The 13,770-nt window shown below is 39.7% G+C and carries 13 protein-coding genes and 1 other annotated feature; of the genes, 9 read left to right on the forward strand and 4 right to left on the reverse strand.

Annotation, left to right across the window (positions count from 1 at the left end):
• Window positions 1-960, reverse strand: a complete 960-nt coding sequence (locus BMZ31_RS05520) for a tRNA modification radical SAM protein MnmL/YtqA (RefSeq protein WP_090830739.1) — start codon at window positions 958-960, stop codon at window positions 1-3.
• Window positions 961-1,526: 566 nt separating this feature from the next.
• Between BMZ31_RS05520 and BMZ31_RS05525 the strand changes: the two genes are divergently transcribed.
• The 6 genes from BMZ31_RS05525 (at window position 1,527) to BMZ31_RS05555 (ending at window position 8,222) form a co-directional block, all read left to right on the forward strand.
• Window positions 1,527-1,790 (forward strand): YtzC family protein, encoded by a 264-nt coding sequence (locus tag BMZ31_RS05525; protein ID WP_090830740.1) that lies wholly within the window; start codon window positions 1,527-1,529, stop codon window positions 1,788-1,790.
• 9 nt (window positions 1,791-1,799) lie between these two features.
• Complete coding sequence (locus tag BMZ31_RS05530; protein ID WP_090830741.1) at window positions 1,800-1,979, forward strand: glycogen biosynthesis protein GlgD; 180 nt, start codon at window positions 1,800-1,802, stop codon at window positions 1,977-1,979.
• A gap of 695 nt (window positions 1,980-2,674) precedes the next feature.
• Window positions 2,675-3,865, forward strand: coding sequence for an MDR family MFS transporter (locus BMZ31_RS05540; RefSeq protein WP_090830743.1), 1,191 nt, complete (start codon window positions 2,675-2,677; stop codon window positions 3,863-3,865).
• A gap of 115 nt (window positions 3,866-3,980) precedes the next feature.
• Window positions 3,981-4,201 (forward strand) — a binding site (T-box leader).
• 377 nt (window positions 4,202-4,578) lie between these two features.
• Window positions 4,579-6,996: a leucine--tRNA ligase gene (leuS, locus tag BMZ31_RS05545; RefSeq protein ID WP_090830744.1), complete on the forward strand. Its 2,418-nt coding sequence runs from the start codon at window positions 4,579-4,581 to the stop codon at window positions 6,994-6,996.
• A 241-nt stretch (window positions 6,997-7,237) separates the two neighbouring features.
• Window positions 7,238-7,546 carry a rhodanese-like domain-containing protein gene (locus BMZ31_RS05550; protein ID WP_090830745.1) on the forward strand — a complete coding sequence of 103 codons (309 nt, stop codon included), beginning with the start codon at window positions 7,238-7,240 and terminating at the stop codon, window positions 7,544-7,546.
• A 151-nt stretch (window positions 7,547-7,697) separates the two neighbouring features.
• Complete coding sequence (locus BMZ31_RS05555) at window positions 7,698-8,222, forward strand: HD domain-containing protein (RefSeq protein WP_090830746.1); 525 nt, start codon at window positions 7,698-7,700, stop codon at window positions 8,220-8,222.
• A gap of 25 nt (window positions 8,223-8,247) precedes the next feature.
• On the opposite strand, the gene BMZ31_RS05560 is transcribed toward BMZ31_RS05555, so the two are convergent.
• On the reverse strand, window positions 8,248-8,997 hold the full coding sequence (locus BMZ31_RS05560; RefSeq protein ID WP_090830747.1) for an MBL fold metallo-hydrolase: 750 nt from the start codon (window positions 8,995-8,997) through the stop codon (window positions 8,248-8,250).
• A 241-nt stretch (window positions 8,998-9,238) separates the two neighbouring features.
• On the opposite strand from BMZ31_RS05560, the gene BMZ31_RS05565 reads away from it, so the two are divergent.
• A complete protein-coding gene (locus BMZ31_RS05565; RefSeq protein WP_090830748.1) occupies window positions 9,239-9,421 on the forward strand; it encodes a sporulation protein Cse60 in 183 nt (60 codons plus the stop codon).
• 33 nt (window positions 9,422-9,454) lie between these two features.
• On the opposite strand, the gene BMZ31_RS05570 is transcribed toward BMZ31_RS05565, so the two are convergent.
• The gene (locus BMZ31_RS05570; RefSeq protein WP_090830749.1) at window positions 9,455-10,726 is read right to left on the reverse strand and encodes a BaiN/RdsA family NAD(P)/FAD-dependent oxidoreductase; all 1,272 of its coding nucleotides are present in this window, start codon (window positions 10,724-10,726) and stop codon (window positions 9,455-9,457) included.
• 204 nt (window positions 10,727-10,930) lie between these two features.
• On the opposite strand from BMZ31_RS05570, the gene BMZ31_RS05575 reads away from it, so the two are divergent.
• Together BMZ31_RS05575 and BMZ31_RS05580 are read left to right on the forward strand one after the other, a co-directional pair.
• Window positions 10,931-12,547 (forward strand): putative polysaccharide biosynthesis protein, encoded by a 1,617-nt coding sequence (locus BMZ31_RS05575; RefSeq protein WP_090830750.1) that lies wholly within the window; start codon window positions 10,931-10,933, stop codon window positions 12,545-12,547.
• A gap of 171 nt (window positions 12,548-12,718) precedes the next feature.
• Complete coding sequence (locus BMZ31_RS05580) at window positions 12,719-13,438, forward strand: pseudouridine synthase (protein ID WP_090830751.1); 720 nt, start codon at window positions 12,719-12,721, stop codon at window positions 13,436-13,438.
• Window positions 13,439-13,474: 36 nt separating this feature from the next.
• On the opposite strand, the gene BMZ31_RS05585 is transcribed toward BMZ31_RS05580, so the two are convergent.
• Window positions 13,475-13,696, reverse strand: coding sequence for a DeoR family transcriptional regulator (locus BMZ31_RS05585; protein ID WP_090830752.1), 222 nt, complete (start codon window positions 13,694-13,696; stop codon window positions 13,475-13,477).
• Window positions 13,697-13,770: the final 74 nt, after the last annotated feature.

Genomic DNA, 13,770 nt, shown 5'->3' on the forward strand with positions numbered 1-13,770 from the left:
TTATCCTAAACAAGCTGAAGCATGGAATTTACCTTGCCAGCTATTCCTTTTTATCATTTCTTTATCAATGGCATTTAAGACATCCCATTTGCTTACACTCCACATTGGACCAATCATCAATTCGATAGGTCCATCCCCGGTAATACGATGGATAATCATTTCAGGAGGCAAAATTTCCAATTGGTCGCAAACCAATCCAATATAGTTTTCAAACGTTAAGAATTCCAACATTCCTTTTTCATACTGTTTAACCATCGGTGTACCTTTTAAAAGATGCAATAAGTGTATTTTGATTCCTTGCACATCCAATTTTGCGACTTCGCGAGCCGTTTCCATCATCATCTCGTTCGTTTCAAGGGGAAGTCCGTTTATGATGTGGGAACAAACTCGGATGTTATGCTTGCGCAATTTGTTTACTCCATCTACATAACATTGAAAATCATGTGCACGATTAATTAGTAGTGCAGTTCGTTCATGAACGGTTTGTAATCCAAGTTCCACCCATAAGTAAATTCTTTCGTTCAGTCCGGCTAAATATTCAACAACATCATCAGGTAAGCAGTCCGGTCTTGTGGCTATTGACAAGCCGACAACACCTTCTTCGTTTAGAACTGTCTCAAATTTTTCGCGCAGCACTTCTACAGGTGCGTGGGTATTGGTATAGGCTTGGAAGTACGCCATATATTTTCCGTCTTTCCATTTGGTATGCATTTTTCTTTTGATTTCACTAAATTGTGTTTTAAGGTCGTCAGCACGATTTCCTGCGAAATCCCCTGACCCGGCTGCACTGCAGAATGTGCAGCCACCATGGGCAACGGTGCCATCTCGATTAGGACAATCAAATCCGCCATCAAGGGCTACTTTAAAAACCTTATGACCGAAATGATTGCGTAGATGATAATTCCATGTATGATAACGTTTATTGTCTGATGCATATGGAAAAGGGTTGGTCTGATTCATGTCAGATCCTCCTTGATTTTAAACTTTTGGCTGTTTTCGTATACTTTGTTGCTATTTAATTTATTGAAGTGTGGTTGATTTCCACTCCAGCGGGGTCTCACCTGTCCCGCTACTCTCACAGGACATTGAAAGGCTTCCTTGAAGGAACCCACGTACGAAGGAAATGCGATAGCACAAGGAAAGCTTCCATGAATTCACCTCGCACGAAATGATGCGATAGCATCATGAGGATTTCCGGGGAGTCTCGCACCTTCCTCTTCAATCAACTACTAGGTTTACTTTCAAAAAACTTATTCCAAAAACAACAACCTTTTAGAAAAGAGCCTAACTTTTACATATAGAGAATTTTATCATGAAGTATGGGGTTATCCAATGACAACGTGGCTGCATCGGGAAAATGTGCCTTGTTTTAAAAAGATTATTGCTAAATCCGACACAATTCTGCTGATTCACGATTGATTGTTGCCAGCATTTTTCACTAGTATCCCATAATAGGAAAACGAGTTATGAACAAACTATATTATGAAGCAAACTGCTTCAAGGGAAATAATGAGGGAGGGTCTCAGATGGCTACAAGACAATCTATGGATGATCTTCTGCAACGATGCGAGAATGCTCTTCGTTGTGCTCAGGAACAATACAATGAAGGTGGCAAACAAGAGCATTATAACGATATCGAGTACACAAATGCGATGCAGGGGCTTGAGGATGCCTACAATGATTTAGCGACAATGGCCCATAGTGCCAATGCCCAGCAAAGGGAAGAACTTCATCGAATGAGACTGCAACTGCAACAATATCAAAACAACATGACGCTGCAAGACCATTAGGAGGCAATCATGAAAAAACGCTCAAAACAAAATAATCCAGAACAAAAAACACGCAATGGCATTAATAATCAAGATATGGAGTTCGGTGCGGACTATGATGCTGTGAAGCAATCTAAAAAAGCATATGAGAAGACGGGTGGACAACCTGTTAAATCAAAGTTCCATCAAGAGCAAAATCAATCGAAGTAAACTCATACCTGCAGCCCCAGTCGATCGACTGGGGCTTTTTCAATATTCGTCTCGGGAAGCAAGCGACTGGAGCGGAAATCAACAGGCGAGATTAACATGCCTATTTTTTAGGGAAATCAACGTGGATATCCCTGAATTCGTAATTTTTCTAAAAGTCGTATTTGAACTTAGCGAAAAAATTTTTGAAAACGTTGTTTACCATGAAAAAAAAGGCGATAACATTTTTGAAAATGGCGATTACGATTAAAAAACAGGAGTATAAAAAAGATCGTAAACCCTACGAGGGTATAATGTAATGTTCTCATATCCACTTTAAAAGAGATAATTAAGCCAAAATCTAAATATTTAATCATGCGAATCTTCGTACAATTAGACTTTTCATGTCTTCAGCTATCACATCTCTAAAAAATTGCACTTTTTTAGAGATGTGATAGCGCATTGGGCTTTTCAAAAATTCGTCTCGGAAAGAAACTGACTGGAACGGAAATCAACAAGGAAGTTTTACAGTGCCGAATATGTAGAAAAATGTATTTATTGGAAGAACCAAATATGGCGATGAAAAAAGATTGCAAGAAGCAAAGAAAAGTTCTAGAATTTACTTTGGCAATCGGAAGAATTGCGGAAAATGAATATATACGACTTATTAAAAATTGTATACTTTTCTACTTGTAGGTAGTTTTGAAAGGAGCGTTTTCATGCCTCGTGCCTTATGGCTTTTGGTTATTGGGATGGCAGTGAATGTAACGGGCTCTTCTTTTTTATGGCCCTTAAATACGATTTACATTCATGATCATCTTGGAAAATCCTTGTCTGTGGCAGGGATTGTATTAATGTTGAATTCAGCTGCCAGCGTTTTCGGTAATCTGATTGGCGGCAGTTTATTCGATAAAATAGGTGGCTATAAATCAATCCTTCTAGGAATTGGCATAACGCTACTTGCTCTTCTCGGCTTGACGTTTTGGCATAATTGGCCTCAATACATTATTTTTCTTACGATTGTTGGTTTTGGCAGCGGAATCGTCTTTCCATCCATGTATGCCATGGCCGGATCAGTTTGGAAAGAAGGGGGACGAAAAGCTTTTAACGCCATCTATGTTGCTCAAAATGTAGGGGTGGCTGTAGGCGCAGCCCTAGGGGGAATTGTGGCAGACTACTCGTTCCAGTTGATTTTCTTAGCAAATACCTTGATGTATGTAATATTTTTGCTCATCGCTGTATTTGGTTATCGCAAAATTGAATTGAACCCAGGTGCTCAAACATCAATACTCCAGGAAAACTCAAGAATAAAGAACCATCAAAAAATGTACGCCCTTCTTATTCTTTGTGTAGGATATCTGCTGTGCTGGGTAGCTTACGTGCAGTGGCAAACGACGATTGCCTCATTTACACAAGAAATTAACATTTCTCTTACGCAATATAGTTTATTGTGGACAATCAATGGAGCGATTATTGTTTTAGGGCAGCCACTCATGAACGGCTTCCTCAAGCGCTTCTCGAAATCGCTCAAAACTCAAATGATTGTCGGCATGTTGATTTTCATTGGTTCATTCATTGTGGCGTCAAAAGCGCATGATTTTTCTGGATTCATGGCAGGAATGATTATCTTGACCATTGGAGAAATGTTAATTTGGCCTGCTGTACCGACGATTGCAAGTGAATTAGCTCCAAAAGGAAGGGAAGGCTTCTATCAAGGTGTTGTAAACAGTACTGCAACAGGCGGACGAATGATTGGACCGTTGTTAGGTGGGCTTCTTGTCGATGTTTATGGCATGTCTATGTTGTTTACTGTTTTGATTTCCTTGTTCATTGTGGCGATCTTTACCACAACCATTTATGACCGTAATCTAAAACGTACAGCTGAATTGAAGGTAAATGCTTCAATTTAAAAAATAACCTGCACATCAATATCGGATTTGCATATGCTATTTTTATATTCCCTTTAGGATGAGCCCGCTTGCATCCTGGAGGGAAATTTTATACAATAGCATATATCGTTATATATCAATGACTGTGATAAGGAATAGTAGTGATGCGAATCCCGCAAAAGAGAGTTGACGGTAGGTGCAAGTCAACCGGGAACATCATGAACTCGCCTTTGAGTTGCAGATGTGAAATCAGTAATGTCTGCCGTTTTCCGCGTTAAGGATGAATGAAGCGAGTGTTTTCACACTAATGTGGGTGGTACCGCGGGAAGATTCATACATAATCCTCTCGTCCCAATTTTGGGATGAGGGGTTTTTTTGTTTTCTTTTTTTAAAAAAGAATAAGCAGATTTAACGAACAAAACTGTCTAGCTCCAGCACCCAGCCCCTCGGGGTTGTTTCTTAAAGCCGAAACAACCTTAATTGTTTTCTAAAGCCAAAACAATTTTGGTCATAAGCCAAATCACTCCAGAAATCAGGACATGGAACGCTTCGTCAGCATTAACATCGCACGAAGAAAAAGCGATAGCACAAGGAAAGCTTCCATGAATTCACATCGCACGAAATGGATGCGATAGCATCATGAGGATTTTCGAGGATGACTGCGTGATTCGTCTTATGCCTGTCGGGGCTAAGCAGGGCGCTTGCGCTTTTCTACGAAAAAGGAGGAATAAGTTATGAGTTTTACACATCAAAGTATTGAAAAGAAATGGCAAAAGCTTTGGGAAGAGAATAAGACTTTCAAAACGAGCGAAGAAAAAGGTCGCCGTAAGTTTTATGCGCTAGATATGTTCCCTTACCCTTCAGGAGCAGGCCTTCATGTTGGACATCCAGAAGGTTATACAGCAACAGATATTTTATCCCGTATGAAGAGAATGCAAGGCTATAACGTGTTGCATCCAATGGGGTGGGATGCGTTTGGCTTACCGGCAGAGCAGTATGCTCTTGATACAGGAAACGATCCGGCAGAATTTACCAAGAAAAACATTGATACATTCCGCCGTCAAATTAAAGAACTTGGTTTCTCTTATGATTGGGATCGTGAAGTAAGCACAACAGATCCTGAATTCTATAAATGGACGCAATGGATTTTCTTAAAGCTTTATGAAAAAGGACTTGCGTATATTGATGAGGTTGCCGTGAACTGGTGTCCGGCATTGGGTACGGTATTAGCAAATGAAGAAGTAATTGATGGTAAAAGTGAACGCGGTGGTCATCCTGTCGAGCGTCGTCCAATGAAGCAATGGATGCTTAAAATTACGGCTTATGCGGATCGTTTACTTGAAGATCTTGAAGAACTAGACTGGCCTGAAAGCTTAAAAGATATGCAACGTAACTGGATTGGCCGTTCTGAAGGTGCTGAAGTTACGTTTGCGATTGAAGGGAACGAAGAGAACTTTACTGTTTTCACAACTAGACCTGATACACTTTTCGGCGCTACTTATGCCGTTCTTGCTCCAGAGCATCCGTTAGTTGCTAAAATAACTTCGGATGAACAAAAAGAAGCTGTTCAGGCTTATTTAGAAAAAGTCAAAATGAAAAGTGACTTGGAACGTACAGACCTTGCGAAAGAAAAGACAGGTGTTTTCACAGGTGCATATGCGATTAATCCAGCTAACGGAGAGAAAATGCCAATCTGGATTGCAGATTATGTTCTTGTAAGCTATGGAACAGGTGCCATTATGGCAGTTCCTGCACACGATGAGCGTGACTACGAATTCGCAAAAGAATTCAATCTTTCAATCGTCGAAGTTGTAGCAGGTGGCAACATTGAGAAAGAAGCTTACTCTGGTGATGGAGAGCATATCAACTCATCATTCTTAAACGGCATGCAAAAAGAAGAAGCAATCAAAGCAATGATTTCGTGGCTTGAAGATCAAAAAATCGGTACAAAGAAAGTAACATACCGTTTGCGCGATTGGTTGTTCAGCCGTCAACGCTACTGGGGTGAGCCAATTCCAATCATCCACTGGGAAGATGGAACATCAACGGCAATCCCGGAAAGTGAACTTCCGTTGATTTTACCAAAAACGACTGAAATCAGACCTTCTGGTACAGGAGAATCTCCACTTGCAAACATTCCAGATTGGGTGAATGTGACGGATCCTGTTACTGGAAAAAAAGGACGCAGAGAAACGAATACTATGCCACAGTGGGGTGGCAGCTGTTGGTATTACTTACGATATATTGATCCGAAGAACGATCAGGCCCTAGCAGACCCTGAAAAATTAAAAGAATGGCTTCCGGTTGACATCTATATTGGCGGAGCAGAGCATGCAGTATTACACTTGTTGTACGCACGCTTCTGGCATAAGTTCTTATACGATATCGGAGTTGTCCCTACGAAAGAGCCGTTCCAAAAACTTTTCAACCAAGGAATGATTCTTGGTGAAAATAATGAGAAAATGAGTAAATCAAAAGGAAACGTTGTTAATCCGGATGAAATCGTAGAAAGTCACGGTGCAGACACACTTCGTCTATACGAAATGTTCATGGGACCGTTGGATGCTTCCATTGCCTGGTCAACAAATGGACTGGATGGTTCACGCAGATTCCTTGACCGTATTTGGCGTTTATTCGTTGAAGAAGATGGTTCATTAAGCGACAAGATAGTTGCTGATGCAGATTCTTCTCAATTGGAAAAGGTATATCATCAAACAGTAAAGAAAGTTACTGAAGATTATGAGGGCTTAAGATTCAATACAGCTATCTCACAAATGATGGTATTCATCAATGATGCGTACAAATCACCAGTATTACCGAAGGATTATGTTGAAGGTTTTGTAAAGCTATTGGCTCCAATTTGTCCGCATGTTGCAGAAGAATTATGGGAAAAGCTTGGTTATAGCGAAACGATTGCTTACGCTGCATGGCCGGCATTCGATGAAGCAAAACTTATTGATGATGAGGTAGAAATCGTCATTCAAATCAACGGAAAAGTAAAAGCTAAGTTAATGGTTCCAACTGACGCTACGAGAGAATCTTTAGAGCAAATTGCGATTGAAGATGAAAGCGTGAAAGAACAAATTAGCGGAAAAACAATCCGTAAAGTCATTGCTGTACCTGGTAAACTAGTCAACATCGTTGCAAACTAATGGTAATATGGCCGGCTTCTTGCCGGTCTTTCATTTAGGCTCTTTTCGTAACTTTGTTGTTTTCACAAGCAAAAGTAAAAATCGGCTTCTGGATTTTTACGATTTTTTATGAATTCATGGTTCAGTAACTTCTTGAAAAGAGCCCCGAAGTCATAAAGAATGCGGGATGAAAGTAGCATCCGGAAAGAAACAATCATTGCGAAAATAGCCTTCATTTACATATGAGAGGATGAATTAATAAGTGAAAACAATCGAAACGATTTCTACTGAAGAATTGCAAAAGAAAATTGAGGCAGGCGAAAAGCTTGAACTTATCGATGTGAGAGAAGACGAAGAGGTTGCCGAAGGAATGATTCCTGGTGCAAAACATATCCGTATGGGCGATATTCCTCAGAATCTAGACTATTTTGATAAAGATAAAGAATATATTTTCATTTGCCGTTCTAGCCGACGTAGTGAGAATGTTTGCTATTATCTCCATGAACAAGGCTACAAAGTGCGTAATATGACCGGTGGAATGCTCGAATGGGTTGGAGAAATAATTCTATAAAATACAGTTAGGATCAATCCGATACAGGATTGATCTTTTTTGTGTAGGCAAAGACGTTATTGGTTTTATATCAATAAACGGTTGTGTTATATTAAAAATTAAAAATTAAAAATTAAAAATTAAAGCTATTGAGCTTGGAAGGATGGTTTGGATGAGAGATGTATTATTAGTAAATATATTTGAACATCATATCGCACAGAAGTATTTAAACCGTTCTGGTCTCGCTCATGCAATTGCTGTAGCATATCATGCTTTTAATTTAGCAAGAGAGTATAACGTAGATGTTGATATTGCGGCAAAAGCTGGTTTTCTCCATGATATGGGGCATTACACTTGGTACAAAAATGGGAAATGGGACTATGATTTGTACAAGCAGAACGATATTCATGCCATAAAAGGAGCGGAAAGAGCACATAAATTATTGATTCGGCTTGGTGAGAATCCAATAAAAGCGAAAACCGTTTCATTAGCAATCCTTTTCCATACTGACAGCTTCCTGCCAACAAATGATATTGTGAGAACGCCATTACAACAGATCGTCAAATGGGCAGATGAAAAGGATGAAGAAGAGGGTGGTATGCATCATTACCGAACAATTGAATATGATCGTGCCAAACAAAGTATTATCCGCCTCGATACTTTAATTGACGAAGTATTAAGCGAACACGACTCTTAAAGAGAATTGCCCGCTTATTCTTTCTTTATTGTGCGGATGAAACTTGGTGTTGGTGAACAAGATTTTGTAATTGTTCTTTAACGTTTTCAGTGCAAATCCCGCCGTGATAACAAATGACTCTTTCGATATCATATTCTAGAAATTTTCCTATTGATTGAAGTGCGGTATCCATATCCAGTGTTGTTTGTTTTACGGGAGCGTGCAGGTTTCCATCTATACAAATCATGGCATCCCCTGCAATGAGAGTCTTACTTTTATGAGCATATAAGCTTATATGTCCTGCGGTATGTCCAGGTGTAAAAATCACTGTAATGCCACCGCAATAAGGGAGGAAATCACCGTTCGCTAAAGTCTTGGTGACCTTTGTTTTAGGTGGGTTTTCGAATAACTGACGTGCTTCATCAGGCATTGATTGAAGCATTTCTTTGCTCATTTTTGAGGTGTCTGTCTTGATGAGTGGAAAGGTGCCCTCGATATATGGTTTGTCTAGTTCATGTGCCCAAACTTCAATAACTATCTTTAACTCTTTAATTAGTTCCTGAACACTTCCGATATGATCGATGTCTTGGTGTGTAAGAATAACTCCTTGCAAAAGATCCGGCTCAATTCCAGCGCTCACCATGGTGTTGTGGATGTTAGTCCATTCTCCTGGCATGCCTGTATCAACAAGAATTGCCGATTCCTCATCCCAGATAACGGTCGGGTTCAAGACAGCGCTACTTCCAAACGCCGCTACTTTCAACTGGATCATTTCGATTCCTTCATATACTTTCATTCAAGTTCCTCCTTTAAGAGTTAAGGTAAGATGATTTGGAAAAATTTATGATGTTCTATCAAGTATATTAAATGCTTTGAAAATTAAGGTCAACAGAAAAATATTTTATTATAACATAAAAATTTTTATTTGTCAATGATTAAATGATAATTTTTTCTATCGGTAAATTGAGAGTTGGATTTTATTTTCTGAATTTTGTGGACATAATGGGTAAAAAGGTAATTTTAAGGAGGAGAAGCACTTGATTCAAGTGAAATTATTTGATCGTGAGCATGAAAAAGATCTGGAAGTGGAGATGAACCGTTTTTTAAAGGGAATGGATGAACAAAAACTCGTTGATATAAAGTATAATGTTGCAGCCATGCCTGAAGAGGAAGAGGAGCAAATTTACTGTTTTTCAGCGATGATTATATATAGAGCCTGATGAAGCCATCAGGCTCATTTTTATACCAAAAACTTAGTTTCGTTGCAATGCAGAACGAGCAGCATTAAGTCCAGCCAGTCTGCCTGTTACGAGAGCTGCGGTAATGTTGTATCCTCCTGTATAACCATGAATATCTAGGATTTCTCCGCAAAAATAAAGACCATTCATTAGTTTTGATCCCATTGTTTGTGGTTCGATTTCTTTTACCGATACACCCCCGCCTGTAACAAAAGCCTTGTCCAGTGGGAGTGTGCCATTCACTTTGAACTCAAAACCCTTCACCAATTTAACGAACTCTCTTAACTTCTCATGGGAAAGGACTGCACCTTGCATGCCAGGATCAATATCGATTCTTTCCATTAAGAATAGTAGATATCGTTCAGGAAGCAATCCCTTGAAGAGGTTTTTTAAGCTTTTCTTGGGATCTTCTTTAATCATCTTAATCATTTCCTGAAAAAGACTTTCTTCTTTGATATCAGGTAGAACGTCTAAATGCATCGTGACTTCTTTCAAATCCCACTTTTTTAATGCTTTCACAACAAACTGGCTGCAACGTAAAACAGCAGGACCGCTAACGCCAAGATGAGTGAAAATCATGTCCATCTTATGAGTGATGATCGATTTACCTTTCGGATTTAAAACACTCAAAGCAACATCACGCAGTGATAAACCTTGTAATACTTTTTGTTTGATAAACGGTTCATTTGAAGTTACAGGCACTTCAGTAGGGAATAGTTCTGAAATCGTGTGCCCAGCTTTCTCAGCCCAAGCGTAACCGTCACCAGTCGAACCTGTGTGTGGAACGGATTTTCCTCCTACCGCAACGACAACAGCATCTGCATCGATACGATTGCCGTTTTTCTGTGTAACAGCGACGGCTTTTCCATTATCATAAATAATTTCATGTACGGGAGAGTTCTTATAGATAGTGACTTTAAGTTGATCCAGTTTTGAGAGCAATGCATCAACGACTGATTGAGCTTTATCGCTAACTGGAAACATTCGTCCGTGATCTTCTTCTTTTAACTCGATTCCAAGTTTTTCGAAAAAAGTGATAATATCTTCATTATTAAATAGCGAGAAAGCGCTATATAGAAATTTTCCATTGCCAGGCAAATGCTTCATGATTTCTTCCACTGGCAAGCGGTTTGTTACATTACAGCGTCCACCACCTGAAATGGCCAGTTTTCTTCCGAGTTTTTCACCCTTATCAATCAGCAACACTTTTGCACCTTTTTCCCCTGCAGCGATAGCAGCCATCAACCCAGACGGTCCGCCGCCGATAACAATTACATCAAACTTCATGTCTTCACCAACTTTTCTTTATTACACTCTAGTATTATATCCATAACTGCGAATACTGAAAAGGAAACAAACATCTCTTGCTATTTCTTATGAGAAATTTGAAATAAAGAGGATTGTTAGTAGCATCATAGGGAAAAGAGAGGTAAACTACAAATAGTTGAAATGCATCAATATTTATTGTCTATACGAAGGGATTAGAATTGTATGTCGTCGAAGCTGATTAGAGGGACATTTATTTTGACGCTGGGAACCATGATATCAAAGGTTCTGGGCTTATTTTATGTAATACCTTTTTACGACATTGTCGGAAAAGCAGGCACCGAACTTTATGGTTATTCATATGTGCCATATACCATTTTTCTTAGTATCGCGACTGCAGGGGTGCCGCTAGCAGTCTCAAAATTCATTTCGAAATATAATGCACTTGGGGAATATGCCGTCGGAAGAAAACTTTTCAAGTCAGGCGTAATAGTTATGCTTTTTTCAGGGATCGTTGCCTTCTTGGTGATGTATATTTCCGCACCATTATTAGCCGAAATGAGTGTAAAGGATAAAGCACAGGTTGAAAAAATGGAAGATGTTGTAACGGTTATTCGTGCTGTAAGCTTTGCGCTTATCATCGTGCCGTTTATGAGTTTGATACGAGGTTTTTTCCAAGGTCATCAGTCTATGGGGCCATCTGCTGTTTCACAAGTAGTTGAACAAATTGTTCGAATAGGATTTTTGCTAGTGGGAGCGTACGTAGTCCTTAACATCATGGATGGGAGTATAGTTACTGCAGTGAGTGTCGCTACCTTTGCTGCTTTTGTCGGGGCAATGGGGAGTCTCGGTGTCCTATTTTGGTATTGGTTCAAAAGAAAGCCTCATCTTGATGAACTTCTTGAAGAGGATAAAGGAACCATGGATATTTCTCTAAGGGAAATGTACAAGGAAATCCTTCTTTATGCAGCTCCTTTTGTGTTTGTGGGAATTGCCAACCCTCTCTTCCAATTGATTGACCAGCTCACTTTCAGCCGGGCCATGGTACAAATCGGCCAAGGAGATTTGGCGGGAGGAGCTTTCTCTATTCTAAACTTTCAATCACACAAGCTTGTCATTATTCCTGTTTCATTAGCCACTGCTTTTTCACTTACGTTAGTGCCGAGTATTACAAAGTCTTTTGTTGAAAATGATCGTAAAAGTATGAGCCGGGAACTCAACCAAACATTCCAGGTTGTGATGTTTTTGACATTGCCGGCAGTAGTAGGATTATCGCTTTTAGCGCATCCGATGTACACCGTTTTTTATGAAAATGATCCGCTCGGTACAGAAATCTTAAGGGTGTATGCTCCAGTTGCAATCCTTTTTGCACTGTTTTCAGTGACAGCAGCAATCTTGCAGGGAATCAACGAACAGCGCTTCACCATTTTGAGTTTACTTGTAGGTTTATTGGTTAAATTAAGCCTAAATATTCCCCTTATTAAAATGTTTGAGACACAGGGGGCCGTTTACGCCACTACCTTAGGATACCTTGTGGCAATAATCATTAATATGTATGTAATCAAGGCATATTCGGGATATCGTTTTAGATTAGTGTTAAGAAGAGGTCTATTAATCGTCCTTTTTACTTTTGCGATGTGGGTAGTTTCGGGCATTTCATATGAGCTTTTAACTTTGGTCTTATCACCAGCAAGTAAGTTTCAGTCAATCATCATCGTCCTTATTTGTGCGCTTGCTGGGGCAGTTGTATACTTCTACTTAGGACTGAAATCGCGGCTTGTCTATTTCTTGTTCGGAAACAGGGTAGACCGTGTGATGCAGAAATTAAGACTACGAATATAAGAATAAGGGGGCTGGCATTGCGCAGCCTCTCTTCTCTTTCTTAATAGTCGTCGCCGTAGTTTTTTCTTATTGATGAAAAGTGCACGAAATAAGAATCCTTACGTGTTGTTGCCTTTATCGTAAAGCAACAATCTATGTGAGAACAGTCTTGTTATGAGATGGAGGTTCAAAATGAGAATTGATAAAATGCTGGCCAACCTTGGGTTTGGCAGTCGCAAAGAAGTAAAGCAACTCCTGAAAAGCGGATCAGTTAAGATAAATGGGAGCGTCATTAAGGATGCTAAATCCCATGTTGATGTGAATAATGACGTTGTGACGTTAAATGGTGAAGAGATTGAATACAGGGAGTTTATTTATTTAATGATGAATAAGCCTCCAGGGGTCATTTCAGCCACAGAGGACACAAGGGATGAGACAGTCATTGATCTTCTTCAATTAGAAGACCAAATCTTTGAACCGTTCCCTGTTGGTAGGTTAGATAAGGATACGGAAGGTTTGCTGATTATTACAAACGACGGACAGCTTGCGCACCGCCTTCTTTCGCCGAAAAAACATGTACCTAAGACCTATTTCGCTGTCATAGAAGGGGAAGTGACAGAGGAGGATATCGAAGCCTTTAGACAAGGAGTCGTTCTAGATGATGGGTACTTGACCAAACCAGGAGAGCTACATATTTTGAAGTCCGGTGAAAGTTCCGACATTGAACTAACCATCAGTGAAGGAAAGTTCCATCAAGTAAAAAGAATGTTCCAGGCTGTTGGCAAGAGAGTTGTTTATTTAAAAAGAATGTCAATGGGACCACTTGAACTTGACGAAACACTTGAACTAGGAGAATATCGCGAGTTGACAGATGAAGAAATTCAAATTTTAAAAGAATATGAAATAAAATAGGAATCGCCATGAGGCGATTCCTTTTATATTAGCTGTTTAAGATGACATTTTCACTTTTTTCTGCGTAGTTGTCCACTTGCCTCTGCTTGGGCTCTGCACCAAGTCATTGTATGCTAGAACATTTAAATCTCGTTGAATGGTGCGGGGTGTAATACCAAATTCCTCTACCAGGTCTTGTGTAGATACAATTCCCTTATTGCGAATAAAGACGTAGATGCATTTGATTCGGTTTAACATCCGGTTAGTCGAAGGCTTCAAAGAACCACTCCCTATCCTTTTTTCAAACCATGGCAAAATCCTGCAACTGACATTTTCAGACGGAATCTGTCTTC

This window comes from Bacillus sp. cl95, from assembly GCF_900115925.1.
GTDB lineage: Bacteria > Bacillota > Bacilli > Bacillales > Cytobacillaceae > Neobacillus_A.

Coding starts and splice junctions, on each gene's coding strand:
- BMZ31_RS05520 (WP_090830739.1), bottom strand. CDS start 960: ATGAATCAGACCAACCCTTTTCCATATGCATCAGACAATAAACGTTAT.
- BMZ31_RS05525 (WP_090830740.1), top strand. CDS start 1,527: ATGGCTACAAGACAATCTATGGATGATCTTCTGCAACGATGCGAGAAT.
- BMZ31_RS05530 (WP_090830741.1), top strand. CDS start 1,800: ATGAAAAAACGCTCAAAACAAAATAATCCAGAACAAAAAACACGCAAT.
- BMZ31_RS05540 (WP_090830743.1), top strand. CDS start 2,675: ATGCCTCGTGCCTTATGGCTTTTGGTTATTGGGATGGCAGTGAATGTA.
- leuS (WP_090830744.1), top strand. CDS start 4,579: ATGAGTTTTACACATCAAAGTATTGAAAAGAAATGGCAAAAGCTTTGG.
- BMZ31_RS05555 (WP_090830746.1), top strand. CDS start 7,698: ATGAGAGATGTATTATTAGTAAATATATTTGAACATCATATCGCACAG.
- BMZ31_RS05560 (WP_090830747.1), bottom strand. CDS start 8,997: ATGAAAGTATATGAAGGAATCGAAATGATCCAGTTGAAAGTAGCGGCG.
- BMZ31_RS05570 (WP_090830749.1), bottom strand. CDS start 10,726: ATGAAGTTTGATGTAATTGTTATCGGCGGCGGACCGTCTGGGTTGATG.
- BMZ31_RS05575 (WP_090830750.1), top strand. CDS start 10,931: ATGTCGTCGAAGCTGATTAGAGGGACATTTATTTTGACGCTGGGAACC.
- BMZ31_RS05580 (WP_090830751.1), top strand. CDS start 12,719: ATGAGAATTGATAAAATGCTGGCCAACCTTGGGTTTGGCAGTCGCAAA.